Source organism: Streptomyces sp. NPDC002386, assembly GCF_053593175.1.
Map to the genome: position 1 here is coordinate 134,367 of NZ_JBSFBX010000003.1, position 23,395 is coordinate 157,761.

Here is a 23,395-nt window from a genome sequence, read left to right on the forward strand (position 1 = left end):
GAGGTCGGTCACCGTCTCTCGACGCATGGACGGATCAGGGCAGTTGGGGCGCGACGACCCATTCCCCCTGGCGCAGCACGCCCTTGAGGTCGAAGTCCGCGTCCAGCAGCACCAGGTCGGCGTCCTTGCCGGGCTCCAGGGAGCCGATGCGGTCGGACAGGCCCAGCAGGCGGGCCGGGTTGACGGACAGGGCGGTGACGGCGTCGCGCACCGGCAGCCCGTCGACCGTCACGGCCCGCTTGAACGCGCGGTCCAGGGTCAGCGTGGATCCGGCGATCGAACCGCCGTGCACCAGCCGGGCCACGCCCTCGCTGACCTCGACCTCCAGCGGGCCGAGCATGTAGCGGCCGTCGCCGATGCCGGCCGCGTCCATCGCGTCGGTGATGAACGCGACCCGGTCGGCGCCCGCGTGATGGAACGCCAGCTCCAGCGCGGCCGGGTGGAGATGGGTGCCGTCGTTGATCAGCTCGACGGTGACCCGCTCGTCCTCCAGCAGGGCGGCGATCGGGCCGGGGGAGCGGTGGCCCAGGGCGGGCATGGCGTTGAAGAGGTGGGTGGCGACCGTGGCGCCCGCGTCGATGGCCGCGACGGCCTGCTCGTAGGTGGCGTCCGTGTGCCCGATCGCCGCGATCACCCCGTGCTCGGAGAGCAGCCGTACGGAGTCGATGCCGCCCGGCAGTTCCGTCGCGAGCGTGACCATCCTCGCCCGGCCGCGCCCGGCGTCGATCAGCTTGCGCACCTCGGCCGGCTCCGGGTCGCGCAGCAGTTCCTCGGAGTGCGCGCCCTTGCGGCAGGGCGAGATGAAGGGTCCCTCGAAGTGGATGCCCGCGATGTCGCCCTGCTCGGCCAGTTCGCTCAGCAGCCCGGCCTGCCGGACCAGCAGGTCCATCTCGTCGGTGACGGTGGAGGCGACCAGCGTCGTGGTGCCGTGCCGCCGGTGGGTGCGCACGGCGGTGAGGATCTCCTCGGCCGAGCCGGAGAAGGACGCCCCGCCGCCGCCGTGGTTGTGGATGTCCACGAAGCCCGGGACCAGCCAGTGACCGCTCACGTCGATCACCTCGGCACCGGCCGGGGCCGTCGCGCCCCCGGGGTCCGGCGCGCCGGCCGCGGTGATCCTCGTGCCCTCCACGGTCACGTGTCCTTCGTCCACCACCCCGGTGGGCAGCACCACCCGAGCACCTGCGAGAACCAAGCTGGGAGCCATCAGGCGGTTACCTCCGAGGGGTCGGTCGTGGGGCCGGTGGAGTCGAGGAGATCCCGGGCGAGAAGTCCCGCGCCCAGGCAGCCGGCGGTGTCGCCGAGGGCGGCGGGGACGATGGACGGCAGTTTCTGGAAGGTGACCCGGCGCCGGACGGCGTCCCGCAGCGGCTGGAACAACACTTCCCCCGCCTCGGCCAGACCGCCACCGATGATCAGCGTGCGCGGGTCCAGCAGGGTGAGCGCGGTGACCAGTCCGTCGGCGAGCGCGTCCACCGCCTCCTGCCACACCCGGACGGCGTTCGGGTCGCCGGACGCGACGGCCTTGGCGCAGTCGGCCGCGTCCGCCTCCGGGTCCCCGCAGGCCGCGGCCCATGCCTCGCTGACCGCGGACGCGGAGGCGTACCGCTCCAGGCAGCCGTGCTGCCCGCAGGGGCACGGGGTGCCGCCGGGCCGTACGACGATGTGCCCGATCTCGCCGGCGAACCCGTGCGCGCCCGCCTCCACCCGGCCGTCCACGCCGATGGCGCCCGCGATCCCGGTGCCCAGCGGCACGAACAGGAACCGGTCGGCGCCCTTGCCCGCGCCGATCCGCCCCTCGGCGAGCCCGCCGGTGCGCACGTCGTGGCCGAGTGCCACGGGGACGCCGAGCCGCTCGGCGAGCAGGTCGCGCAGCGGGACGTCGCGCCAGCCGAGGTTGGCGGCGTACACGGCGATCCCGTGCTCGTCGTCGACGATGCCCGGCACCGCGACGCCGGCCGCCGCGGCCGGCTCGCCGAAGGCCTCGACGCCGTACGCGCGCAGTTCGGCGGCGAAACCGAGGATCGTGCCGACCACCGCGTCCGGCCCGCGCTCGCGTCCCGTCGCCCGGCGGGCGCGGTGCAGAAGCTCGCCGTCGTCACCGACGAGGGCGGCCTTCATCCCGGTACCGCCCACGTCCAGGGCGATGACATGTCTCACGGGGGACAGTGTGACCCCCGGACCCACAAGAGGTCTAGTCCACTCACGTGGTGTAGACCTTATGCGTCCACATATTGAACGGTCAGACAGCAGGGTTGGGGCTTTGAGGGTGCGTCGGCGTACGGCAGGAACGATCGCGGTGGTGTCCGCACTGGGCATGACGGCGGTCCTCGGCGGCTGCGGGAGCACGGACTCCGACGTGACCCTCAGACTCGTCGCGGCCGACTACGGCGACTCGTCGGCGAACGGCTCCAAGAAGTACTGGGACGAGCTGGCCGAGGAGTACGAGGCCAAGCACGGAGTGAAGGTCGAGGTCAGCGTCTACTCCTGGAACGACGTCGACCGCAAGGTCAAGGAGATGGTCGACGCCGGGCACGCCCCCGACCTGGCCCAGATCGGCGCCTACGCCGACTACGCGGCCGCGGGCAGGCTGTACCAGGCCTCCGACCTGCTCTCCATCCGCACCCAGGCCGACTTCCCCTCCGCGCTCTCCGACGCCGGCCAGTGGAAGCACGTGCAGTACGGCATACCCTTCGCGGCCTCCACCCGGGTGCTCTTCTACAACAAGACGCTGTTCAGCCAGGCCGGCATCACCCCGCCCACCACCTGGGACGAACTGGCGGCGGACGCCCGCGCGCTCAAGGACAAGGGCGTGAAGTACCCCTACGCGCTGCCGCTCGGCCCCGAGGAGGCCCAGGCCGAGACCATGCAGTGGCTGCTGGGCGGCGGCGACGGCTACACCGACGACATCGGCGCCTACAGCATCGACTCCGCGAAGAACGTGGAGACCTTCACCTGGCTCAAGGACGACCTGGTCGGCAAGGGCCTGACCGGCCCGGTCGCCCCCGGCAAGCTGAACCGCGCGGACGCCTTCGCCGCCTTCGCCGACGGCCAGGTCGGCATGCTCAACGGCCACCCCACGCTGATCCAGCAGGCCGCCAGGAAGGGCGTGAAGTTCGGCACCGTCCCGATGCCGGGCCGCACCGGCCGGGCCAAGGCCTCCATGGGCGTCGCCGACTGGATGATGGGCTTCAAGCAGAACGGGCACGCCCGCGAGATCGGCGACTTCCTCGACTTCGTCTACGAGAAGAAGAACGTCCTGGCCTTCTCCCGCGAGTACGGGCTGCTGCCGGTCACCGACTCCGCGTCCGGCGTGATGTCCGACTCGGACGCGGCCGGCGACAAGGCCCTGCGTCCCTTCCTCGACGAGCTGCCGCTCTCCCAGCTCTACCCGGTCGGCAAGACCTCCTGGGCCTCGGTCAGCGCGGCCGTGAAGAAGAACATCGGCCAGGCGGTCACCCCCGGCGGCAGCCCCGCCGACGTGCTGTCCCGGCTCCAGTCGACGGCGTCCGCCGCGGACAGCGCCGACGTGAACTGAGGCCGGCTGTCGGTGCCCGGCGCTACGGTGGCCCCATGGAGGAACTGGGCAGCCGTGAAAGGGCCGTCCTCGCGCTGGAACGCCGGGGCTTCGCCGGCCCCGGCGCGAAGGAACGGGCCATCCGCGAGGAGCTGGGTCTCACCCCGGTGCGCTACTACCAGCTCCTCAACGCCCTCCTGGACGACGCGCGGGCGCTCGCCGCCGACCCGGTCACGGTGAACCGCCTGCGCCGGGTGCGCGAGGCCCGCCGCGCGGAGCGCTGAACCGCCCGCGCCGGCCGGGGGAGACGCTCCAGGAGTGACCCGGGCCCGCGCCGGATAGTGTCCCTGTATGGACCTCCTGCCGACCCCGGCGACCCAGGCGGGCCGCGACGGACTGCACACCCTGCTGGCCAAGCCCCGCGCGGCGGTGATCGGACTCGACTTCGACGGCACCCTCGCCCCGATCGTCGCCGACCCCGAGCAGGCCCGCGCCCACCCCGACGCCGTTCCGGCGCTCGCCGGGCTCGCCCCCGAGGTGGCCTCCGTCGCCGTGGTCACCGGCCGGCCCGCCGAGGTCGCGGTGCGGTACGGCGGCTTCGCGGACGTGCCCGGCCTGGAACACCTCACCGTCCTCGGCCACTACGGCGCCGAGCGCTGGGACGCCGCGACCGGCGAGGTCACCGCGCCCCCGCCGCACCCCGGTGTGGCCGCGGTCCGCGCCGAACTGCCCGGCCTGCTGGAGCGCGCCGGCGCCGGCCACGGCACCTGGACCGAGGACAAGGGCCGGGCCGTCGCCGTGCACACCCGCCGCGCCGACGACCCGCAGGCCGCCTTCGAGGCCCTGCGCGGACCCCTCACCGAACTCGCCGCCCGGCACGGCCTGATCGTCGAACCCGGCCGGCTGGTCCTGGAACTGCGCCCGCCCGGCATGGACAAGGGTGTCGCCCTCCTCGACCACGTGCGCCGCACCGCCGCCGGATCGGTCCTCTACGCGGGCGACGACCTCGGCGACCTGCCCGCCTTCGCGGCCGTCGAGGAGCTCCGCTCCGAGGGCGTCCCCGGCCTGCTGGTCTGCAGCGGCAGCACCGAGGTCACGGAACTGGCCGAACGCGCCGACCTGGTGGTCGACGGCCCCGAGGGCGTCGTCGCGCTGCTGCGCGCGCTGGCCGCGCGGCTCGGCTGACCCGGCCCGCCCGGCCGGTGGCCGTCAGCCGGTCAGCGCGTCGAGCTGGTCCAGGAACCACCGCGCCGGCGGCAGCGCGGTGGCGGCGGCGGCCAGCCGCTTGGACCGCTCCGCCCGCTCGCCCGGCGGCAGGCTCAGCGCGGTGTGCAGCGCGTCCGCCGTGCCCACCACGTCGTACGGGTTGACCACGATCGCGTCCTCGCCCAGCTCCTCGTAGGCCCCGGCCTCCCGCGACAGCACCAGCGCGCACCCCTCGTCGGAGACGACCGGCACCTCCTTGGCGACCAGGTTCATGCCGTCCCGGATCGGGTTGACCAGGGCCACGTCCGCGAGCCGGTAGGCGGCCAGGGAGCGGGCGAAGTCGTCCTTGACGTGCAGCACCACCGGCGTCCAGCCGGGCGTCCCGAAACGGGAGTTGATCTCGTCCGCGACCCTCTGCACCTCGGCCGTGTAGTCGCGGTAGACCGCGAGGTCCTGCCGCGAGGGGTAGGCGAACGCGAGGTGCACCACCCGCTCGCGCCACTCGGGGCGGGCCTCCAGGAGCTGCCGGTACGCGAGCAGTCCGCGCACGATGTTCTTGGACAGCTCGGTGCGGTCCACCCGGACGACGGTCCGGCGCCCCTCGCCGATCTCCGCGCGCAGCGCCGCCATCCGCTCGTCCACGTCCGGCCGGTGCGCCCGCTCGCGCAGGAAGTCCGCGTCCGCGCCGAGCCCGTGCACCCCGATCCGGGTCCCGGACGGGATGCCGGGGCCGAGCACCGCGTGGCAGCAGTCGGTGAACGCGTCCGCCCAGCGCCTGGTCAGGAACGCCGCCCGGTCCGCACCGAGGATGCCGGTCAGCAGCTCGGCGGCGATGTCGTCGGGCAGCAGCCGGAAGTAGTCCGGCGGGGCCCACGGGGTGTGCGAGAAGTGGCCGATGCGCAGGTCGGGGCGGAGCTGGCGGAGCATCCGCGGGGCGAGGGCCAGGTGGTAGTCCTGGATGAGCACCGCGGCTCCCTCGGCCGCCTCCTGCGCCAGCGCCTCGGCGAACGCCCGGTTGTACGCCTGGTACGAGGCCCACTGGCGGCGGAACTCCGCGTCGAAGACCGGCTCCAGCGGGGTCTGGTACAGCATGTGGTGGACGAACCAGAGCGCCGAGTTGGCGATGCCGTTGTAGGCGTCGGCGAACACGGTCGCGTCGATGTCGAGCATCCGCACCCGCTGCTCGCCGGTGTCCTCGGCCGGCAGCGGACCTCCGCCCGCCCGCCGTACCGCCTCCCGGTCGCCGTCGCCGAGCGCGGCGCAGACCCACACCGCGTCGTGGTCCGGCCCGATGGCCGACAGCCCCGAGACCAGCCCGCCCCCGCCCCGTCTGGCGCTCAGCGAGCCGTCCTCGAGCACCTCGTACGAAACCGGGCCGCGGTTGGACGCGACCAGCACCTCAGCACCCTGCGTTGAAGCCATGATTCTCAACCTAGCCCGGCCCGGAAACGCTCAAACGTACGCTCCGCCCCGGAAGGGGGCTGTATACAGCCGTTCTTCCGCGTTCAACGCGCCGCACGCCCGTGGCTCAGGCCACCTTGCGGTGCGCGTACTCGGCGATCTCCACCATCGGCGGCCGCTCCTCGGTGTCCACCGGGTAGGTGCGCGGCTCGAACCCGTCCTCGCCCCGTTCGAACTGGGTGAGCGAGGGCCGTACGAGGTGGCCGCGGGCCAGCCGGAGCTGGGCGGTGCGGTAGATGGCCGCGGCCATCCGGCCGAGCGCCTGCCCGTCCTGGTGCCGGTGCCTGCGCACCCCCACGTCCACCTGGGCCAGCGCGTCCAGCCCCACCAGGTGCAGCGCGTCCACCAGCATGCCCAGCTCCACACCGTAGCCCACCGGGAACGGAAGCTGCTCCAGCAGCGAGCGGCGGGCCGCGTACTCCCCGCCCAGCGGCTGCACGAAGCCGGCGAGCTGCGGCCAGTGCATGTTCAGCAGCGGGCGGGCCATCAGCTCGGTGACCCGGCCGCCCTGCCCGGCGGCGGCCGGGCCGGAGGCGCGCCCGCCGGGCACGGTGAGCGGGCGGTCGTACATCGCCTTGACCAGGTCGACGTCCGGGTCGGTGAGCAGCGGGCCGACGATGCCGAGGACGAAGTCGGAGGAGAACTCCCTCAGGTCGGCGTCGACGAAACAGACGATGTCCCCGCTCGTCGCCAGCAGCGAGCGCCACAGCACCTCGCCCTTGCCGGGGACGGCCGGTATGCGCGGCAGGACGCTGTCGCGGTGCACCACCCGGGCGCCCGCCGCGGCGGCGACCTGAGCGGTGCGGTCGGTGGAGCCGGAGTCGACGACGACGATCTCGTCGACCAGCGGAGCCTGCCGCACGAGGTCGTGACGGATGACGGCGACGATGTCGCCGACCGTCTCCTCCTCGTTGAGCGCGGGCAGGACGACGGAGACGGACTGCCCGGTGCGCTGCTTGGCGGCCAGGACTCCGTGCAGCGGGCGGTCGGCCACGGACCAGGAGCGGGTGGCCAGCCAGCGCTCGACTTCTTCCAGCACGGTCTGCGGCTCCTCACTGTCGTGATCACACCTGTTGAGGGGGGTGATGCATCTCGCGGTTCGGACGACTATCTCAACTGTCCCGGCCGTCGGTTACAGTCTTGAACAACGCCGATGACCATCGCATGTCGGGGGTCTCCCGGCGTTCACAACCGAATACCGCTCATCCAGAGGGGCAGAGGGACACGGCCCGATGAAGCCCCGGCAACCCCCCTGAGCCGCACTCGTTTCGCGCGAGGCTCCCGGCCAGGGAAGGTGCCAAATCCGTCTCACGGCGAGATGCGTCGTGAGGAAGATGAGGAGAAAGGGCCTCGCCTCCATGGCTGTGCAGACAGTTGCAAGCACCAGCAATCCCGCCGTCGATCTCGGCCCCGCCGCTGCCCTGAGCTGTCGCGAGTGCGGCCACCGGGTACCCCTCGGACCGGTCTTCGCGTGCGAGGAGTGTTTCGGCCCGCTGGAGATCGCCTACGACTTCTCCGCCTACGACGCCGAAGAGCTGCGCCGGCGCATCGAGGCGGGTCCCGCGAACATCTGGCGCTACGCGCCGCTGCTGCCCGTCCCCGCCGACGTGGCCGACAAGCCGAACCTGAACCCGGGCTGGACCAAGCTCGTCAAGGCCGACAACCTGGCCCGCGAGCTGGGCGTCACCGGCGGCCTGTACGTGAAGGACGACTCCGGCAACCCCACGCACTCCTTCAAGGACCGCGTCGTCGCCCAGGCCCTGGAGGCCGCCCGCGCCTTCGGCTTCACCACCCTGTCCTGCTCCTCCACCGGCAACCTCGCCGGCGCGGTCGGCGCCGCCGCCGCCCGGGCCGGCCTCCGCTCCTGCGTGTTCATCCCGCACGACCTGGAGCAGGGCAAGGTCGTCATGGCCGCGATCTACGGCGGCGAGCTCGTCGGCATCGAGGGCAACTACGACGACGTGAACCGGTTCTGCTCCGAGCTGATCGGCGACCCGGCCGGCGAGGGCTGGGGCTTCGTCAACGTAAACCTGCGGCCGTACTACGCGGAGGGCTCCAAGACCCTGGCGTACGAGGTCTGCGAGCAGCTCGGCTGGCGGCTGCCGGACCAGATCGTGGTCCCGATCGCCTCCGGCTCCCAGCTCACGAAGATCGACAAGGGTCTCCAGGAGCTGATCAGGCTCGGCCTGGTCGAGGACCGGCCGTACAAGATCTTCGGTGCCCAGGCCGAGGGCTGCTCGCCGGTGTCGACCGCGTACAAGGCGGGCCACGACGTCGTACGGCCGCAGAAGCCGGACACCATCGCCAAGTCCCTCGCCATCGGCAACCCGGCCGACGGGCCGTACGTCCTGGACATCGCCCGCCGCACCGGCGGAGCGGTGGAGGACGTGACGGACGCGGAGGTCGTGGACGCGATCAAGCTGCTGGCCCGGACCGAGGGCATCTTCGCGGAGACGGCCGGCGGCGTGACCGTCGGCGTCACCCGCAAGCTGCTCAAGGAGGGCGTGCTGAACCCGGCGAAGACCACGGTCGTCCTCAACACCGGCGACGGCCTCAAGACCCTCGACGCGGTGGCCGGCACCGGGCTGACCGCCACCATCCGCCCGAACCTGGACTCCTTCCGAGAGGCTGGCCTCGCATGAGCGTGACCGTTCGCATCCCCACCATCCTGCGCACCTACACCGGCGGGCAGGCCGAGGTCGCCGCCGAGGGCGCGAACCTCGCCGAGGTCATCGAGAACCTGGAGGCGAACCACACCGGGATCGCCGCCCGGGTGCTGGACGACCAGGGCAAGCTGCGCCGTTTCGTCAATGTGTACGTCAACGACGACGATGTCCGTTTCGAGCAGGGGCTGCAGACCGCGACTCCGGACGGCGCCGGTGTCTCCATCATTCCGGCCGTCGCCGGCGGCTGACAGAATGACCGATCATTACCTTCGGTAACTCCGGTTACCGATTGTTCATCGAATGGCCTCCCCCGTGAGAGAAACGGAGGGGGCCATTCTGTGTGATTGAGCGCGGTAGAGTTGGGGAACCCGCTCCCGGACCGCGGTTCGGGAGTCTTGGATTCACCGCGGTGCACCCGACAAGAAGTAGCCAAAGTGTGGGTGCTTTCTGCGGCTTTTGCGCATTTTATGGGGCCCGACTTGCCCTGAATTCGGGCGAATTCACGCTACATTCCGGACCGTTCGCGTCCATATTTCTCGTCCGATTGACCTGTTGCAGACGGCAGTTGGGCAGATACATTCAGCGGCGGTCGACGCGTTCCGGCGCACGCCCCCGTCCAATGGGGGGTGAGGTCTGACCCGGGTCCGCGAAGTGCGGATCTGTGCAAGGGCCAGTAATAGGGGAGTTAGGCATGGCTCAGGGCACCGTCAAGTGGTTCAACGCGGAGAAGGGGTACGGCTTCATCGCGGTCGACGGTGGTGCGGACGTATTCGTCCACTACAGCGCCATTCAGATGGACGGCTACCGCACCCTTGAAGAGGGCCAGCGGGTGGAGTTCGAGATCTCGCAGGGCCAGAAGGGCCCGCAGGCCGACATGGTTCGCCTCAGCGCCTGAACGTTTCTTGTACGAAGGGCCCGCACCTCGCACAGGGTGCGGGCCCTTCGCCGCGCCCGGGCCCTGTTCGCGGGTGGCTGACGACGGCGCCCGTACCCCGGGAGGCGCTTGCACTCGACCATGCCGAGTGCTAATCATTGCGTTAGCACTCTGAAGGTGAGAGTGACAGTGAGGACCGGGTCGGTGAGGCCCGCAGGCCAAGTGGGGCAAGGAACCACGCGGCCGGCGAGCCGTCCGTCGCGGGCGCGGGCGCGGTCCGAAGGAATCACCCCCAGTCCTGGAGGGACCACTTCACATGGCCAAGATCATCGCGTTCGACGAGGAGGCGCGGCGCGGCCTCGAGCGCGGCATGAACCAGCTCGCGGACGCCGTCAAGGTGACGCTCGGCCCCAAGGGCCGCAACGTCGTCCTCGAGAAGAAGTGGGGCGCCCCCACGATCACCAACGATGGTGTCTCCATCGCCAAGGAGATCGAGCTCGAGGACCCGTACGAGAAGATCGGCGCCGAGCTGGTCAAGGAAGTCGCCAAGAAGACGGACGACGTCGCCGGTGACGGTACGACCACCGCGACCGTGCTCGCCCAGGCCCTGGTCAAGGAAGGCCTGCGCAACGTCGCCGCCGGCGCCAACCCGATGGCCCTGAAGCGCGGTATCGAGAAGGCCGTCGAGGCCGTCTCCGCCGCCCTGCTGGAGCAGGCGAAGGACGTCGAGACCAAGGAGCAGATCGCCTCCACCGCGTCCATCTCCGCCGCCGACACCCAGATCGGCGAGCTGATCGCCGAGGCCATGGACAAGGTCGGCAAGGAAGGCGTCATCACCGTCGAGGAGAGCAACACCTTCGGTCTCGAGCTCGAGCTCACCGAGGGCATGCGCTTCGACAAGGGCTACATCTCCGCCTACTTCGCGACCGACATGGAGCGCATGGAGGCGTCGCTCGAGGACCCGTACATCCTCATCGCCAACTCCAAGATCGGCTCCGTCAAGGACCTGCTCCCGCTGCTGGAGAAGGTCATGCAGTCGGGCAAGCCGCTGCTGATCATCGCCGAGGACGTCGAGGGCGAGGCCCTGTCGACCCTGGTGGTCAACAAGATCCGCGGCACCTTCAAGTCCGTCGCCGTCAAGGCCCCGGGCTTCGGCGACCGCCGCAAGGCCATGCTCGGCGACATCGCCATCCTCACGGGCGGCGAGGTCATCTCCGAGGAGGTCGGCCTCAAGCTGGAGAACGCGACCCTGGACCTCCTGGGCCGCGCCCGCAAGGTCGTCATCACCAAGGACGAGACCACCATCGTCGACGGTGCCGGCTCCTCGGAGCAGGTCAACGGCCGCGTGAACCAGATCCGCGCCGAGATCGAGAACAGCGACTCGGACTACGACCGCGAGAAGCTGCAGGAGCGCCTGGCGAAGCTCGCCGGCGGTGTCGCGGTCATCAAGGCCGGTGCCGCCACCGAGGTGGAGCTCAAGGAGCGCAAGCACCGCATCGAGGACGCCGTCCGCAACGCGAAGGCCGCCGTCGAGGAGGGCATCGTCGCCGGTGGTGGCGTGGCCCTGCTGCAGGCCTCCCAGGTCTTCGAGAAGCTGGAGCTCGAGGGTGACGAGGCGACCGGCGCCCAGGCCGTGAAGCTCGCGCTCGAGGCCCCGCTGAAGCAGATCGCCGTCAACGCCGGCCTCGAGGGCGGTGTCGTGGTGGAGAAGGTGCGCAACCTGACCCCGGGCCACGGCCTGAACGCCGCGACCGGCGAGTACGTCGACCTGGTCGCCGAGGGCATCATCGACCCGGCGAAGGTGACCCGTTCCGCGCTGCAGAACGCCGCCTCCATCGCCGCGCTGTTCCTCACCACCGAGGCCGTCATCGCCGACAAGCCGGAGAAGGCCGCCGCGGCCGCTCCGGGCGGCATGCCGGGCGGTGACATGGACTTCTGATCCCGCGCGGATCGGCCTGTCCTTTCCGAGGGCGGTACCCCCTGTCGCAAGGCAGGGGGTACCGCCCTCGGGCGTGTCAGGGGTCACAGGACTCCCCGGCCGCGAGCGGAATGTGCGACAGTCGCTGGGAGGTTCCTTAAGGAGCTGCAACAATGCGTGCGCACATACCAACCGGTCTATCGAGTCGTTCCCGAGGAGTCCCCACGTGACCGTCACGCCGCCCCCCGCCTCCCGCGCGGCCCAGATCCTCTCCCGCCCGATCACGCTGGGCGGCCTCACCGTGCCGAACCGCATCGTGATGGCGCCGATGACCCGGATGTTCTCCCCGGGCGGCGTCCCCGGCGACGACGTGGTGTCGTACTACGCCCGGCGCGCCGCCGCGGGTGTCGGCCTCATCGTCACCGAGGGCACCTACGTCGGCCACGAGTCGGCCGGCGGCAGCAGCCGTGTGCCGCGGTTCCACGGCGAGGAGCAGCTCGCCGGCTGGGCCAAGGTCGTCGAGGCGGTGCACCAGGCGGGCGGCACCATCGTGCCGCAGCTCTGGCACATCGGCACGGTCCGCAAGCAGGGCCAGAACCCGCACCCGGACGCCCCCTCCCACGGCCCCTCCGGCCTGCGCGTGGACGGCACCGACGACGCCACCCCCATGACCCAGGACGACATCGACGCCGTCATCGAGGCGTTCGCCCGGGCCGCGGCCGACGCCGAGCGCATCGGCTTCGACGGCGTGGAGCTGCACGGCGCCCACGGCTACCTGCTCGACCAGTTCCTGTGGGAGGGCACCAACCGCCGCACCGACGCCTACGGCGGCGACCCGGTCGCCCGGACCACCTTCGCCGCGCAGATCGTGGCGGCCGTCCGCGCCGCGGTCTCCCCGGACTTCCCGGTCATCTTCCGCTTCTCGCAGTGGAAGCAGGAAGCCTACGACGCCCGTCTCGCCGAGACCCCCGAGGAGCTGGAGGCGATCCTCGCCCCGCTGGTCGCCGCCGGCGTCGACGTCTTCCACGCCTCCACCCGCCGCTACTGGCTCCCCGAGTTCGAGGGCTCCGACCTGAACCTCGCCGGCTGGACGAAGAAGCTCACCGGCAAGCCGGTCATCAGCGTCGGCTCGGTCGGCCTCGACGGCGACTTCATCAGCGCCTTCCAGGGCGAGGGCTCCCCGGTCAAGGGCATCGACAACCTGCTGGACCGCCTGGAGGACGAGGAGTTCGACATGGTCGCCGTCGGCCGCGCCCTGCTCCAGGACCCCGAGTGGGCGGCGAAGGTGCTCGGCGACCGCTTCGACGAGCTGAAGCCGTACGACGCGGCGGCGCTGCAGACCCTCAGCTGAGGTGCGCGCGGGGACGCCCAGTGCTGTGGCCGGAAAGGTTTGCCGGGAAGCTCGCGGCGTCCGGTGCGGTGCATCGCAAGGCGGAGCATGGCCCGCGTACCGGATGTACTCGGGTGATGCGACAACGCGGCGAGGTGCCGTGCCGGGCGTCGCGAGCCGGTGAACCTTTCCGGTCGCAGCGCTAGAGGTTGCCCATCGGCTCGATGTCGACCTGGACGGGCGTCCCCCACACGCGCAGCACCTCGTAGTCGGTGAACTCGTGCACCAGCCGGTACGCCATCGCCGGCCGGGACCCGCGGCGCTGGGCGGCGAGATACGCCTCGGCCTCCCGCCGGTCCCGCCGGGGCGTGCCGCAGAGCTGCCACTCCCGGCCGTTCCACGCCTCCGGCAGCCACCGCTGCTGCGGCTGGGGGCGGTCGGCGCGGACGCCGTAGCGCGAGGGCGCGCCTCCCGACGCCTCCCCGGCCTGCGCCCGGCCCCCGCCCTGGTACTCCGAGCGCCGTGCGGCCCGTCGGCGGGTCTCGCACAGCAGGCACAGATCGGGCGCGCTCTTGTCGACGGGCCCGTGCGGATGCTCGGGACACCGGGTGCTGGGCGCCCCCGCCCCCACGGTCTCGTCGAGCAGGTCCAGGGCGCGCCGCAGATCGGCCTTGACCTCGTGCAGCCGGGCGTCCGGGGTGTCGGCGGACAGGGTGTCCCCGTGCTCCCCGAGCACTCTGAGAGCACGTCCGAGGGCGGTGAGCTGGGCGTGGTTCATGTCGGTCCGCGCAGTCCTTCGGCTTCTTCCGGGTCCAGGGTGGTGCCGGCCGGGGCCGGCAGTTCGACGGTAACGCCCCGGCGGCGGCTCCACGCCCCCTCCGGGGCTCCGGTCAGGTCGCCGTCGCCCCCAGCGCCGCGCGCAGATGGCCGGCGGAGTCCGCCAGGCGGCGGGCGGCCGTGGGGCCGTCGACACCGGCGAGGACGATCAGGATCGCGTTCTTCACCTCGCCGCCGGCCTCGGTGAGCGCCCGCTCGATCTCCTCGTCGGGGGCCCCGGTGGCCAGGGACACGATGCGGCGGGAGCGGGCCCGCAGCTTGGCGTTGGAGGCCCGGACGTCGACCATCAGGTTCCCGTACGTCTTCCCCAGCCGGATCATGGTGATCGTCGACAGCATGTTGAGCACCAGCTTCTGGGCCGTGCCGGCCTTCAACCGGGTGGAGCCGGTGAGCAGTTCGGGCCCGACGATGACCTCGATGCCGTGCTCGGCGGCGGCCGCGAGCGGGCTGTGCTCGTTGCAGGACAGGCCGACGGTCAGGGCGCCGAGCGCGCGGGCGTGCTCGACCGCGCCGACGGCGTACGGGGTGCGGCCGGAGGCGGAGACGCCGACCACGCTGTCCTCGGGGCGGATCTTCAGCGCGTCGAGGTCCTCGCGCGCCAGTCCCGCCGAGTCCTCGGCGCCCTCGACCGAGGTGACCATCGCCTCGGGGCCGCCCGCGATCAGGCCGGCGACCTGACCGGGCTCGGTGTTGAAGGTGGGCGGGCACTCGGAGGCGTCGAGGACGCCGAGCCGCCCGGCGGTGCCCGCGCCGGCGTAGACCAGGCGCCCGCCGCGGGCCATGCGCTCGGCCACGGCGTCGATGGCGGCGGCGATCTGCGGCAGCCGCGCGGCGACCGCGGCGGGCACGCCCGCGTCCTCGCCGTTCATGAGGCGTGCGATGTCGAGGGTGGGCAGCCGGTCGATCTCCGCGAGTTCCGGCCGGAAGGCTTCGGTGGTGAGGGACTCCAGCTCGTTGCGCAGGTCATGGGAGGTCATGGGGGGTGGCTCTCTCCGATTCGCGTGCTTGCACTCACCTGGGGGTGGAGCGGTGCCGGTGCGCCAGCGCCTCGTAGGACGCGGCCAGCGCGGGCGCCGCGCTCTCGTACGTCCGCTGTGCCACCCCGACGAACAGGCAGTCCACCACCAGCAGCTGACTCGTCCGGGAGGACATCGCGGCGGGCCGCAGCTCCGTCTCCCGTGACGTGGACGTCGTCAGCACGTGGTCGGCGTACTGCGTCACCGGCGAGTCGGGCCTGCCGGTGATGGCGACGGTGGTCGCCCCGCGGTCGAACGCGACCCGGAGCGGCTCGATGACGTCGCCGGTGGAACCCGAGTGGGTGATGGCGATCGCCACGTCACCCGAGCGCAGTTGCACCGCGTTGGTCACGGCGAGATGCGGATCGCTGTGCGCGTGGGCTATGAGCCCTATCCGCAGCAGCTTCTGGGTGAGGTCCTGGGCGACGAGACCGGAGGCGCCGATCCCGTACACGTCCGTGCGGCGGGCGCCCGCGAGGGCGGCGACGGCCGCGCCGAGCTGCGCGGTGTCGAGCCCTGCGGCGGTGTCCGCGAGGGTCTGCTGCTCCTCGTAGGCGAGCTTGGCCACGACGTCGGCGATGGGATCGTCCACCGCTATGTCCGTCGTGATCGCGGGCGCGCGGCCCGACTGCTGCTGGGCGGCCAGGCCGGCGAGGGCGAGGCGCAGATCGCGGTAGCCGGGATAGCCGAGCAGGCGGGCGGTGCGGACGACCGTGGCCTCGCTGGTGCCGGTCAGTTCGGCGAGGCCGGTGACCGTGAGGGCGGCGCAGCCGGCCGGATCGCCCGCGACGGCCTCGGCGACGCGCTGCATGGAGCGGGTCATGGAGGGGGCGAGGGTGCGCACCTTCGCGGCGAGGGAGCCGCCCGGACCGCCGAAAATTTCCTTCACGTCCTGGGTCACCTCTGAAAGATATTTTCGTTTCGGTCTCGCGGTCAAGAGTGCGCACAATGGGGACCATGGAGTCGTTCACCCCGCTGGAGCAGGCGCTGCACGCCGCCCGCGCCCTGGTGCTCGCCGACCTGATCGCGGGCCGGGTCGCCGAGGCCGACGTGGTCTCACTGGTGGAGGACTCCGTCGCCGAACGGCGCTGGTGGGTCGAGCAGTGGCCGGAGGGCGCGCCCTTCCTGCCCGGGCTGGTCGCGCAGGACGTGCAGGACGCGCTGCTGGAGCGGTACGGCCGCTGGCCGTTGTGCCCGGTGTGCGGCTCGGGCGACCCGCACGCCCTGGACGTGGAACCGGAACTGGGGCCCGACCCGCACTGGGTGTGCCACCAGGCGGGTGTCCAGGTCGCCTCGGTGGGGTCGCTGGGGCGGGCCATGGGCGGGACGCAGTCCTCGTGAGGCGCCCGTGACCGTCTACATCGACCCGCCTGCCTGGCCGGGTCACGGCCGTATGTGGTCGCACCTGGTCAGCGACACCTCCTACGACGAACTGCACTTGTTCGCCGCGGTGTTGGAGGTGCCCCGGCGGGCCTTCGAGCGCGACCACTACGACCTTCCGTCGCACCGGTACGCGGACGCGGTGGCCGCCGGGGCGGTGCAGGTCAGCAGCCGCGAGGTGGTGCGGCTGCTGCGTGCGTCCGGGCTGCGCCGGCCCAAGGGGCTCGCTCAGCGCCGCAGTTCGTAGGCCAGCTCGGCGCCGCTGCCGTCCTCCTCGCTCACCCGGGTGAAGCCGGCCCTGGCCAGCACGGCCTGGGAGGCGGTGTTCTCCCGCTCCACGGTCGCGAACAGGGCGGCGACGTCGTCCCGGGCCAGCGCCCAGTCCGCCAGCGCGCGCACGGCCTCGGTGGCGTAGCCCTGCCCGCGGGCGCCCTCCACCAGGTCGTAGCCGATCTCCACCCGGCCGTCCTCGTCCGGCGCGCTGTGGAAGCCGATGCCACCGACCGCGCGGCCGTCCTCCTTCCGTACGAGGGCGAAGACCCCGAACTCCGGCCGGTGCACGCCGCCTTCGTACGCCTTCACCAGGAAGCCGGCGGCCTCCCGCGTGCCCTCGAAGGGCCCGCCCTCGATCCAGTCCAGGCCTCCGTCACCGCCCAGCCGGAGATCGCGCGCGACGGCCGGCCGCAGCCCGACGAGGTCGAGCCGCTCGGCGGGGACGACGAGGTTGTTGCGCCAGCGCCACTCGGTGACCGGCGCCCGCCCCGGCAGCTCACCCCGGCCGGTCGCCCACAGCAGGGTCGGCCAGGCCGCGGGGCCGGGTTGCACATGCGGGAAGAGCCAGTCCAGCACGGCCTCGGCGAGACCCTCGCGCGGCGTGTACTCGACGCCGAGTGCCCGGGCGACGTCATGCGTGTGCAGCACCACCTCGGCGACACCCATCGCGGCGAAGCCCTCGCGGTCGGCGCTGCGGAACGGGTAGGGGTGGAAGGCGCGGACGTTCGGCGGGGTGGTCCGGACGGCGGCGGCGAGCAGCACGCCCGTCGCCCGCACGACGTCCAGCAGACCGGCGTTGTCGGTGCCCTCGTCGAGCGTGATGTCGAACGGGACGTAGGAGTCCCGCGGCCGGCCGGCCAACTGCCCCGCGTAGGCGATCAGATCGCTCGCGACGTGCTCCACGGTCCGCCGGCAGCTCCACTCCAGCCCGGCCGCCCGTACCCCCTCCCAGTCCCGCCCCGCCACAGGCTCCAGCACCGCCAGGCACCCCTCGACGGCCTTCGTCACGTCTTCCCCGTTTATAGGTCGCATGGGGCGAACCCTAGGGGTGCGGTCGTCGGTGGGCGACAGTATTTCCGGTTGTGCCGCGAAGCTCCTCAGCCCGACAGCAGTTCCAGTTCGCCCGTGAGGTTGTAGCGAGCCGTGCGTTCCCAGTGCTCGCGGCCGTACGGGGTGCGGAACAGGCTGGGCAGGTCGAGGAGTTGGCGCAGGACGGCGGCTCGGCCCGCGCGGAAGGTCTCGCCGGGGACGAAGTGGTACTCCTCGCGGACCTCGGCCGTGTAGTGGGCGTACGCCGACGGGGACGAGGCGAGGACCGCCAGGTCCGCGTCGCAGAGGACCTGCCCGTCGGGGTCGTCGGCCGCGGGGTCGTGGGTGACGGTGAGGCGGACCAGGCGGGCGACCTCGGCCGTTCTCGGTGCCGGCACCCCCGCCTCGGGCAGGGCCCGTTCGGCCAGGGACGCGGAGCGCTCCTCGTTCTCGGAGCGGTCGGGCAGGTAGACCGCGTCGTGGAACCAGGCCGCGAGGCGGACCGCGTCCGGGTCGGCCGCGTACTTCTCCAGCGTGTCGACGTGGTCCAGGACCGCGGTGAGGTGGGTCAGTGTGTGGTAGCGGCGCCGCGGCTCCTGCCAGCGGCCCAGGAGGTTGTCGGCGTACGGGGTGGGATCGGGGCCGCCGCCGGGGCCGCGGGCTCCTTCCAGGGCGCGGGCGAATCGGGCACGCAGGGCGTCGAGGTCGGCCATACCCCCATTGTTCCGTGACGTGTGCCGGTCGGCCCCCTAGCGTGACATTCATGACGACTCCTGCGGATGTGCACGACGTACGAGACCCCGAGCTGCCCGGCCGCCTGCTGAGCGCCGAGAGCGAGGTGCTGATACCGCTGTTGCGGGCGCGCGCGGACGCGGACTTCGCGTCGCCGGCCGCCGCGTGTCCGGGGTGGACGGTGCGGGACGTGCTGGCGCACTGTTCCGCCGCGTTGACGCGGGTGGTGCAGGGCCGGTTCGAGGAGGGCGTGTTCTCGCCCGCGTCCAACGACCGGGACATCGCCGAACGCGCCGGGTGGACGAACGCCCGGATCGTGGACGAGCTGGAGCGCGGGATGGCCGAGGCGGGACCGGTGATCGCCAAGGCCGGCGGGGTGCTGGACGTGATCGCGCTCGGGGAGTGGGTGCACGCGGGGGACGTGCGGGAGGCACTGGGCGAGCCCGGGGCGTACGCGGGCGGCGCGCTGCCGGACGCGCTGGCGCTGCTGGCCCACGTCACCCGTGAGAAGGAGCACCTGTCGCTGCACGCCGACCTCGACGACCTGGACGAGCCGCTGCGGCTGGGCGCCGTGGCCGGGGACGCCCCGCCCGCCCGGTACATCGGTGACGCGCCCACCCTCGTACGGCTGTACTCCGGGCGGCCGGTCTCCGGCGCGGGGTACGAGCTGGCGGGGGCGCGGGAGGGGGAGCTGAACATCTTCGGCTGAAGGGCGTCCCCGGATCGGCGTAGTCTTGGATTGGACTAGACCTGTAGCCGTCGATGAACCGCCGACGCATACCGCCGATGAATGGGGTGCCATGAGCAAGCGTGCAGTCCTGGAGGTGATCGCCCTCGACGTCGAGGACGCGGTCGCCGCCCAGGCCGGAGGCGCGGACCGCCTCGAGCTGGTCACCGACATGGCGGCCGACGGACTCACCCCGCCGGCCGCCGCCGTCGCCGGGATCCGGGCCGCCGTCGACATCGACCTGCGCGTGATGCTGCGGCTGGCGGACGGCTTCGCGGCCGGTGACGTGGACCGGCTGGTCCGCGTCGCGCACGAGATGCGGGACGCGGGCGCCGACCAGTTCGTGCTCGGGTTCCTCGACCGGGCGGGCGGGGTGGACCTGGCCGCCGTGGAGCGGCTGGTGGCCGCGTTGGACGGCTGCCGCTGGACCTTCCACCGGGCGATCGACCGCACCGCCGACCGCGACGCCCTGCGCCGCCGGATCGCCGGCCTGCCCGGCCTGGACACGTACCTCACGGCCGGAGCCGCCACGGGCGTGGACGAGGGGCTGCCCACGCTGGTCGCCGAGGCGGCGCTCGGCGGAAAGCCGGGCTACGAGCAGCAGATCATGGTGGGCGGCGGACTGCGCCTCGACCATGTGCCGCGGCTCCGCGCCGCCGGGATCGAGGCGTTCCACATCGGCGGGGCGGCCCGCCCCGGCGGATGGCTCGGGCCCGTATCGGCGGGCGCGGTCGAGCAGTGGCGCTCGGTGCTCGACGAGGACGTGGCCCTGGCCCGCTCCTAGGGGGGGTCTCCCCGATCCTCGTGGACCCACGAAGATCGGGGAGACGCCCCCTAGGACGCCGGGCCCTTCAGCGGGCGCAGGCAGAAGGAGGTGCCGTCGTCGCTGTACCGCGCGTAGGCGGCGTAGTCCCCGGACGCGCAGGAGCCGCTCTTCGGGTCGATGACGCGGTACCGGGCCGCCGGTGAGCCGCAGTCCACGGGCTTCAGGTCCTGCGCCGGCCAGGAGGCCTCGTTGCGGGCGCACGAGCCGGCCGTCAGGACCACGCCGGAGCTCCCGGTGCCCGTGCCGTCGTCGCTCCCGCCGTCGCTCGGCCCGGTGACGAGGCCGATGACGGCGAGGGCCGTGACGGCCAGGACCAGCAGGCCCAGGAGGGCGAGCGGGACGAGGGCGAGGATGCCGGCCGGGCGCCGGAACACCGGCTTGCCCGGGTCCAGCGGCGGCCGCGGTCCGGGCGCGACCGGTGCCGGGATCCGCCGGATGCCGGACAGGGCGCCGAGGTTGGCCAGCAGGGTGACGGGTGTGATGAACACCGACAGCGGGCCCCACCAGCCCATGATCAGGGTGTCCGCCTGCATGTCCCGGAAGAGGGCCAGCGCGCAGGGGTGGCAGAACACGCCCTGGCGGCGCAGGAACCGCATGACCACCAGCATGCCCTGGTGGCCGCGGACCGTCACCGGCGCCGCGGGAGCCGCCCCGCACACCTGGCACCCCGCCGCCGGTCCTACGCCCGGGTACGGCGCGGGCGCCTGCGGGTACGGCCCCTGCGCCTGCCGGTACGCCCCGGGGCCCGGCTGGTACGCCCCGGGCGCCGGCTGCGGCTGCGCGTAGGGCCCGGCGGGCTGCGCGTAGGGCCCGGACGGCTGCCCGTACGGTCCCGGCCCCTGCGGGTGCGGCCCGGCGGGCTGCCCGTACGGTCCCGGCCCCTGCGGGTGCGGCCCGGCGGGCTGCCCGTACGGTCCCGGCCCCTGTGGGTACGGCCCCGGCGCCTGCTGGTGGGCGGGGTGCGGCGGCGGTGGGGTGCTCAACTGGGGGCCTTCCGGGGGGACGTGACGGAGCGGGACGTCACGGGAGCCTAGTCGGCGAGCTGCCCCGGCAGCGGGGCGGTGTGCGTCACGGTCAGGCCGGACACCGCACGGGTCAGGGCCACGTACAGGCGGCGCAGTCCGGTGCGCTCGTCCGGTTCGCCGTCCACCACCGCCCGGGGTTCGTCGAGGACGACGTAGTCGTACTCCAGGCCCTTGGCGAGCGAGGCCGGTACCAGCGTGAGCCGGGTCTCGCGGGTGGTCTCCTCGCCCGGGGCGAGATGCGCGATCCCGGCCGCGGCCAGCGCCTCGGCGAGGACCGGGACGCGGGCGTCCGCGGCGATCAGCCCCGTCGAGCCCTCGTACCGCAGCGACTCCTCGCAGGCGGCGACCACCTCGGCGGGTTCGGCGATCGTGCGGACCTCGAAGAAGCCCGGGTTCTCCCGGACCGAGGCGACCGGGGTGAGGCCCGGAGCGATGTGCGGAAGCAGCCGGGAGGCGTACGTGATGACGTCCGTGGGGACGCGGAAACCGGCCGTCAGCTCCTCGATGACCCCCTCCCGCTTGCCGAGATGGGCCAGCGCCTCGTCCCAGCTGCGGGTCGCCCACGGCGTGGTGCCCTGCGCCAGATCGCCGAGGACGGTCGCGCTGCCGGTGGTGCAGCGGCGCCCGACGGCCCGGTACTGCATGGGGGAGAGGTCCTGCGCCTCGTCCAGCACGACATGGCCCAGCGAGTGCGTGCGCTGGATCAGGTCGGTCGCCTCGTCGATCAGCACCGCGTCCGCCGCCGACCACTTCGCCGACTTCACGCCGCGCACCGGCTTGGCCCACAGGATCGTCTTCTGCTCGTCCTCGTCCAGGACTCCCTCGGCGTGCTCGGCGAGGAAGGCGGCGTCGCTCAGCAGCCGCAGGACGAGCTTCGCCGGTTCCACGGCCGGCCAGACCGCCTTCACGGCGGCCTTGACGGCGCTGTTGCGGGCGACCGCGTCCTGCACCCGGTCGTCCGGCGCCTCCCCGGCCCGCTCCATCTGCACCAGCACCGCGTGCGCGATCCGCTGCGGCAGGGCCTCGCGGGCGGCGCCGTAGCGGATGTCGCGGTCCAGCAACTCGCGTACCAGCTCCTCCAGTTCGTACGCCGGGATCCGCCAGCGACGTGAGCCACGCACCACCACGATCGGCTCGGTGGGCATGCTCACGTGGGAGTACAGGGCCCGGCGCAGCACCTCGGCCAGCCGGGCGTCGCCCTTGATCACGGCGGCGGCCGCGTCGTCCGTGCCGCGCACCTCCACCTGGGCGACCAGGTCGTCGACGGTCGCCTGCTGCACGCTCAGCTCGCCGAGCGCCGGCAGGACCTGCTCGATGTAGTGCAGGAAGGACCGGTTCGGTCCGATGACCAGCGTGCCGGTGCGCGCGAGCCGTTCCCGGTGGGCGTAGAGGAGGTAGGCGACCCGGTGCAGGCCGACGGCCGTCTTCCCGGTGCCCGGCCCTCCCTGTACGCAGACGGTCCCGCCGAGCCCGCTGCGGACGATCTCGTCCTGCTCGGGCTGGATGGTGGCCACGATGTCGCGCATCGGACCCACACGCGGCCGCTCGATCTCCTGCTGGAGCAGCTTGCTGGTGGTGGCCGCCTCGGCCGGGTCGGACAGGTGCTCGTCCTCGTACGCGGTGAGGTCGCCGCCGGTGTAGCCGAAGCGGCGGCGCAGCGCGATGTCCATCGGGTTCTTCTTGGACGCGCGGTAGAACGGCTGCGAGACCGGGGCACGCCAGTCGATGACCATCGGGTCGCCGCCGGCGTCGTGGACATGCCGCCGCCCGATGTAGAACTGCTCGCCCTCCGCGCCCTCGGCCTGCGAGGCCCCCGGAGCGTGCAGGTAGTCGAGCCGGCCGAAGAACAGCGGGGTGTCCTTGAGGTCGGCCAGCGCCTTGATGCGCTCGTCGATCTGGTGCGCGAGCACCGCGGCGTTGACCCAGTTCGCGGTGACGTCGCTGATGTCCAGCGCCTCGACGTCCTCGCGCATGGCGCGCAGGGCGGAGCGGGACGAGGCCAGGTGGGAGCGCTCTCGGGCCAGGGGGTCGCCGGGCGGGCCGTCGAGTGGGCCGTCGAGCTGTTCGTGGGCGGGCGTGGACAAGGGAGTGCCTCCGGATGGGCCTGCTGCGTGGCTACGACGAATGCCGTCGGTTTCGGGCCGGCGACGGTGCCGTCCGGTTTCCGGCCGGGCGGCGGCGCTCCGAGAGGGAGGCGGGCAAGAGCGGAGATTTTAAGTGAGGGCGGGGTTCCGGGGCCAATGGATTTCGACCGCCCCGCATTCCTGCCCCCTAAGGGAAGGGGGCCGCCCGGAGTAGGGGAGCGCTCCACCCGGAGGACTGTGCGCGGTCTCCGGAATTGGACCCGGAGACCGATTCCGGACACGCGCCGGAAGTTCCACCATGGAGACATGAGCGCAGCGACCATATCTCCAGCCCCTGTCCGTCCCCCGTCCGGCGCCACGGCCATGGACGGCCCTCACCACCACCCACTCGGCAACGCCCTGCGCGCCGTCAAGGTGTTCGCGGAGGCCGCGTTCGGCGTCGTGATCCTCGGCGAGTACGGCGAGGAGGCGGGCGTACGCCGTAAATGACGGCATAG

At 72.6% G+C, this 23,395-nt stretch carries 25 protein-coding genes and 1 riboswitch; of the genes, 14 read left to right on the forward strand and 11 right to left on the reverse strand.

What is annotated here, in order from left to right; all coding sequences use genetic code 11:
* Nucleotides 1-34: 34 nt before the first annotated feature.
* Nucleotides 35-1,204, reverse strand: coding sequence for an N-acetylglucosamine-6-phosphate deacetylase (gene nagA / locus ACWCPN_RS07750; protein WP_451203293.1), 1,170 nt, complete (start codon nt 1,202-1,204; stop codon nt 35-37).
* Complete coding sequence (locus ACWCPN_RS07755) at nt 1,204-2,157, reverse strand: ROK family protein (protein ID WP_451203295.1); 954 nt, start codon at nt 2,155-2,157, stop codon at nt 1,204-1,206. Before ACWCPN_RS07755 ends, nagA begins: the two co-directional genes overlap by 1 nt.
* A gap of 109 nt (nt 2,158-2,266) precedes the next feature.
* Here ACWCPN_RS07755 and ACWCPN_RS07760 point away from each other — a divergent pair, with 109 nt between their 5' ends.
* From ACWCPN_RS07760 to otsB, 3 genes are all read left to right on the forward strand, one after another.
* Nucleotides 2,267-3,535, forward strand: coding sequence for an extracellular solute-binding protein (locus ACWCPN_RS07760; RefSeq protein WP_451203809.1), 1,269 nt, complete (start codon nt 2,267-2,269; stop codon nt 3,533-3,535).
* A gap of 35 nt (nt 3,536-3,570) precedes the next feature.
* Complete coding sequence (locus ACWCPN_RS07765) at nt 3,571-3,798, forward strand: DUF3263 domain-containing protein (protein WP_199211006.1); 228 nt, start codon at nt 3,571-3,573, stop codon at nt 3,796-3,798.
* Nucleotides 3,799-3,865: 67 nt separating this feature from the next.
* Complete coding sequence (gene otsB / locus ACWCPN_RS07770) at nt 3,866-4,699, forward strand: trehalose-phosphatase (protein WP_365127384.1); 834 nt, start codon at nt 3,866-3,868, stop codon at nt 4,697-4,699.
* A 24-nt stretch (nt 4,700-4,723) separates the two neighbouring features.
* Here otsB and ACWCPN_RS07775 read toward each other — a convergent pair whose 3' ends face one another.
* On the reverse strand, nt 4,724-6,142 hold the full coding sequence (locus tag ACWCPN_RS07775; RefSeq protein WP_451203297.1) for an alpha,alpha-trehalose-phosphate synthase (UDP-forming): 1,419 nt from the start codon (nt 6,140-6,142) through the stop codon (nt 4,724-4,726).
* Nucleotides 6,143-6,248: 106 nt separating this feature from the next.
* A complete protein-coding gene (locus tag ACWCPN_RS07780) occupies nt 6,249-7,220 on the reverse strand; it encodes a glucosyl-3-phosphoglycerate synthase (protein ID WP_451203299.1) in 972 nt (323 codons plus the stop codon).
* Between the two features lie 160 nt (nt 7,221-7,380).
* Nucleotides 7,381-7,522: riboswitch (SAM riboswitch) on the forward strand.
* 17 nt (nt 7,523-7,539) lie between these two features.
* Here ACWCPN_RS07780 and thrC point away from each other — a divergent pair.
* From thrC to ACWCPN_RS07805, 5 genes are all read left to right on the forward strand, one after another.
* On the forward strand, nt 7,540-8,823 hold the full coding sequence (gene thrC, locus ACWCPN_RS07785; RefSeq protein WP_451203301.1) for a threonine synthase: 1,284 nt from the start codon (nt 7,540-7,542) through the stop codon (nt 8,821-8,823).
* On the forward strand, nt 8,820-9,095 hold the full coding sequence (locus tag ACWCPN_RS07790) for a MoaD/ThiS family protein (RefSeq protein WP_365127380.1): 276 nt from the start codon (nt 8,820-8,822) through the stop codon (nt 9,093-9,095). Before thrC ends, ACWCPN_RS07790 begins: the two co-directional genes overlap by 4 nt.
* A gap of 443 nt (nt 9,096-9,538) precedes the next feature.
* Nucleotides 9,539-9,742, forward strand: coding sequence for a cold-shock protein (locus ACWCPN_RS07795; protein WP_004929928.1), 204 nt, complete (start codon nt 9,539-9,541; stop codon nt 9,740-9,742).
* 295 nt (nt 9,743-10,037) lie between these two features.
* Complete coding sequence (groL, locus tag ACWCPN_RS07800; RefSeq protein WP_143630975.1) at nt 10,038-11,660, forward strand: chaperonin GroEL; 1,623 nt, start codon at nt 10,038-10,040, stop codon at nt 11,658-11,660.
* Between the two features lie 205 nt (nt 11,661-11,865).
* Nucleotides 11,866-12,990, forward strand: coding sequence for an NADH:flavin oxidoreductase (locus ACWCPN_RS07805; protein WP_365127377.1), 1,125 nt, complete (start codon nt 11,866-11,868; stop codon nt 12,988-12,990).
* Between the two features lie 181 nt (nt 12,991-13,171).
* Here ACWCPN_RS07805 and ACWCPN_RS07810 read toward each other — a convergent pair whose 3' ends face one another.
* From ACWCPN_RS07810 to ACWCPN_RS07820, 3 genes are all read right to left on the reverse strand, one after another.
* Nucleotides 13,172-13,747, reverse strand: coding sequence for a hypothetical protein (locus ACWCPN_RS07810; RefSeq protein WP_365127375.1), 576 nt, complete (start codon nt 13,745-13,747; stop codon nt 13,172-13,174).
* A 112-nt stretch (nt 13,748-13,859) separates the two neighbouring features.
* A complete protein-coding gene (gene murQ / locus ACWCPN_RS07815) occupies nt 13,860-14,783 on the reverse strand; it encodes an N-acetylmuramic acid 6-phosphate etherase (protein ID WP_451203304.1) in 924 nt (307 codons plus the stop codon).
* Nucleotides 14,784-14,817: 34 nt separating this feature from the next.
* A complete protein-coding gene (locus tag ACWCPN_RS07820) occupies nt 14,818-15,723 on the reverse strand; it encodes a MurR/RpiR family transcriptional regulator (protein WP_365127371.1) in 906 nt (301 codons plus the stop codon).
* A 56-nt stretch (nt 15,724-15,779) separates the two neighbouring features.
* On the opposite strand from ACWCPN_RS07820, the gene ACWCPN_RS07825 reads away from it, so the two are divergent.
* Nucleotides 15,780-16,163 (forward strand): hypothetical protein, encoded by a 384-nt coding sequence (locus ACWCPN_RS07825; RefSeq protein ID WP_451203307.1) that lies wholly within the window; start codon nt 15,780-15,782, stop codon nt 16,161-16,163.
* A gap of 7 nt (nt 16,164-16,170) precedes the next feature.
* The gene (locus ACWCPN_RS07830; RefSeq protein WP_451203309.1) at nt 16,171-16,449 is read left to right on the forward strand and encodes a DUF4031 domain-containing protein; all 279 of its coding nucleotides are present in this window, start codon (nt 16,171-16,173) and stop codon (nt 16,447-16,449) included.
* On the opposite strand, the gene ACWCPN_RS07835 is transcribed toward ACWCPN_RS07830, so the two are convergent.
* Both ACWCPN_RS07835 and ACWCPN_RS07840 read right to left on the reverse strand, forming a co-directional pair.
* Nucleotides 16,431-17,507 (reverse strand): GNAT family N-acetyltransferase, encoded by a 1,077-nt coding sequence (locus tag ACWCPN_RS07835; RefSeq protein WP_451203311.1) that lies wholly within the window; start codon nt 17,505-17,507, stop codon nt 16,431-16,433. The genes ACWCPN_RS07830 and ACWCPN_RS07835 overlap by 19 nt on opposite strands.
* 65 nt (nt 17,508-17,572) lie before the next feature.
* Entirely contained in the window at nt 17,573-18,217 is a 645-nt protein-coding gene (locus ACWCPN_RS07840; RefSeq protein WP_451203313.1) for an HD domain-containing protein, read from the reverse strand.
* A gap of 50 nt (nt 18,218-18,267) precedes the next feature.
* On the opposite strand from ACWCPN_RS07840, the gene ACWCPN_RS07845 reads away from it, so the two are divergent.
* Together ACWCPN_RS07845 and ACWCPN_RS07850 are read left to right on the forward strand one after the other, a co-directional pair.
* Entirely contained in the window at nt 18,268-18,945 is a 678-nt protein-coding gene (locus ACWCPN_RS07845) for a maleylpyruvate isomerase family mycothiol-dependent enzyme (protein ID WP_451203315.1), read from the forward strand.
* Between the two features lie 91 nt (nt 18,946-19,036).
* The gene (locus ACWCPN_RS07850; protein WP_451203317.1) at nt 19,037-19,747 is read left to right on the forward strand and encodes a copper homeostasis protein CutC; all 711 of its coding nucleotides are present in this window, start codon (nt 19,037-19,039) and stop codon (nt 19,745-19,747) included.
* 50 nt (nt 19,748-19,797) lie between these two features.
* Here the strand turns inward: ACWCPN_RS07850 and ACWCPN_RS07855 are convergent, their stop codons facing one another.
* Nucleotides 19,798-20,385 carry an LppU/SCO3897 family protein gene (locus ACWCPN_RS07855; RefSeq protein WP_451203319.1) on the reverse strand — a complete coding sequence of 196 codons (588 nt, stop codon included), beginning with the start codon at nt 20,383-20,385 and terminating at the stop codon, nt 19,798-19,800.
* Here ACWCPN_RS07855 and ACWCPN_RS07860 point away from each other — a divergent pair.
* Nucleotides 20,384-20,575, forward strand: coding sequence for a hypothetical protein (locus tag ACWCPN_RS07860; protein WP_451203320.1), 192 nt, complete (start codon nt 20,384-20,386; stop codon nt 20,573-20,575). The two genes, ACWCPN_RS07855 and ACWCPN_RS07860, sit on opposite strands and share 2 nt — an antisense overlap.
* Before the next feature lie 244 nt (nt 20,576-20,819).
* Here the strand turns inward: ACWCPN_RS07860 and ACWCPN_RS07865 are convergent, their stop codons facing one another.
* A complete protein-coding gene (locus ACWCPN_RS07865) occupies nt 20,820-22,898 on the reverse strand; it encodes a HelD family protein (RefSeq protein ID WP_451203322.1) in 2,079 nt (692 codons plus the stop codon).
* A 306-nt stretch (nt 22,899-23,204) separates the two neighbouring features.
* On the opposite strand from ACWCPN_RS07865, the gene ACWCPN_RS07870 reads away from it, so the two are divergent.
* Nucleotides 23,205-23,387 carry a hypothetical protein gene (locus tag ACWCPN_RS07870; RefSeq protein ID WP_365127352.1) on the forward strand — a complete coding sequence of 61 codons (183 nt, stop codon included), beginning with the start codon at nt 23,205-23,207 and terminating at the stop codon, nt 23,385-23,387.
* Nucleotides 23,388-23,395: the final 8 nt, after the last annotated feature.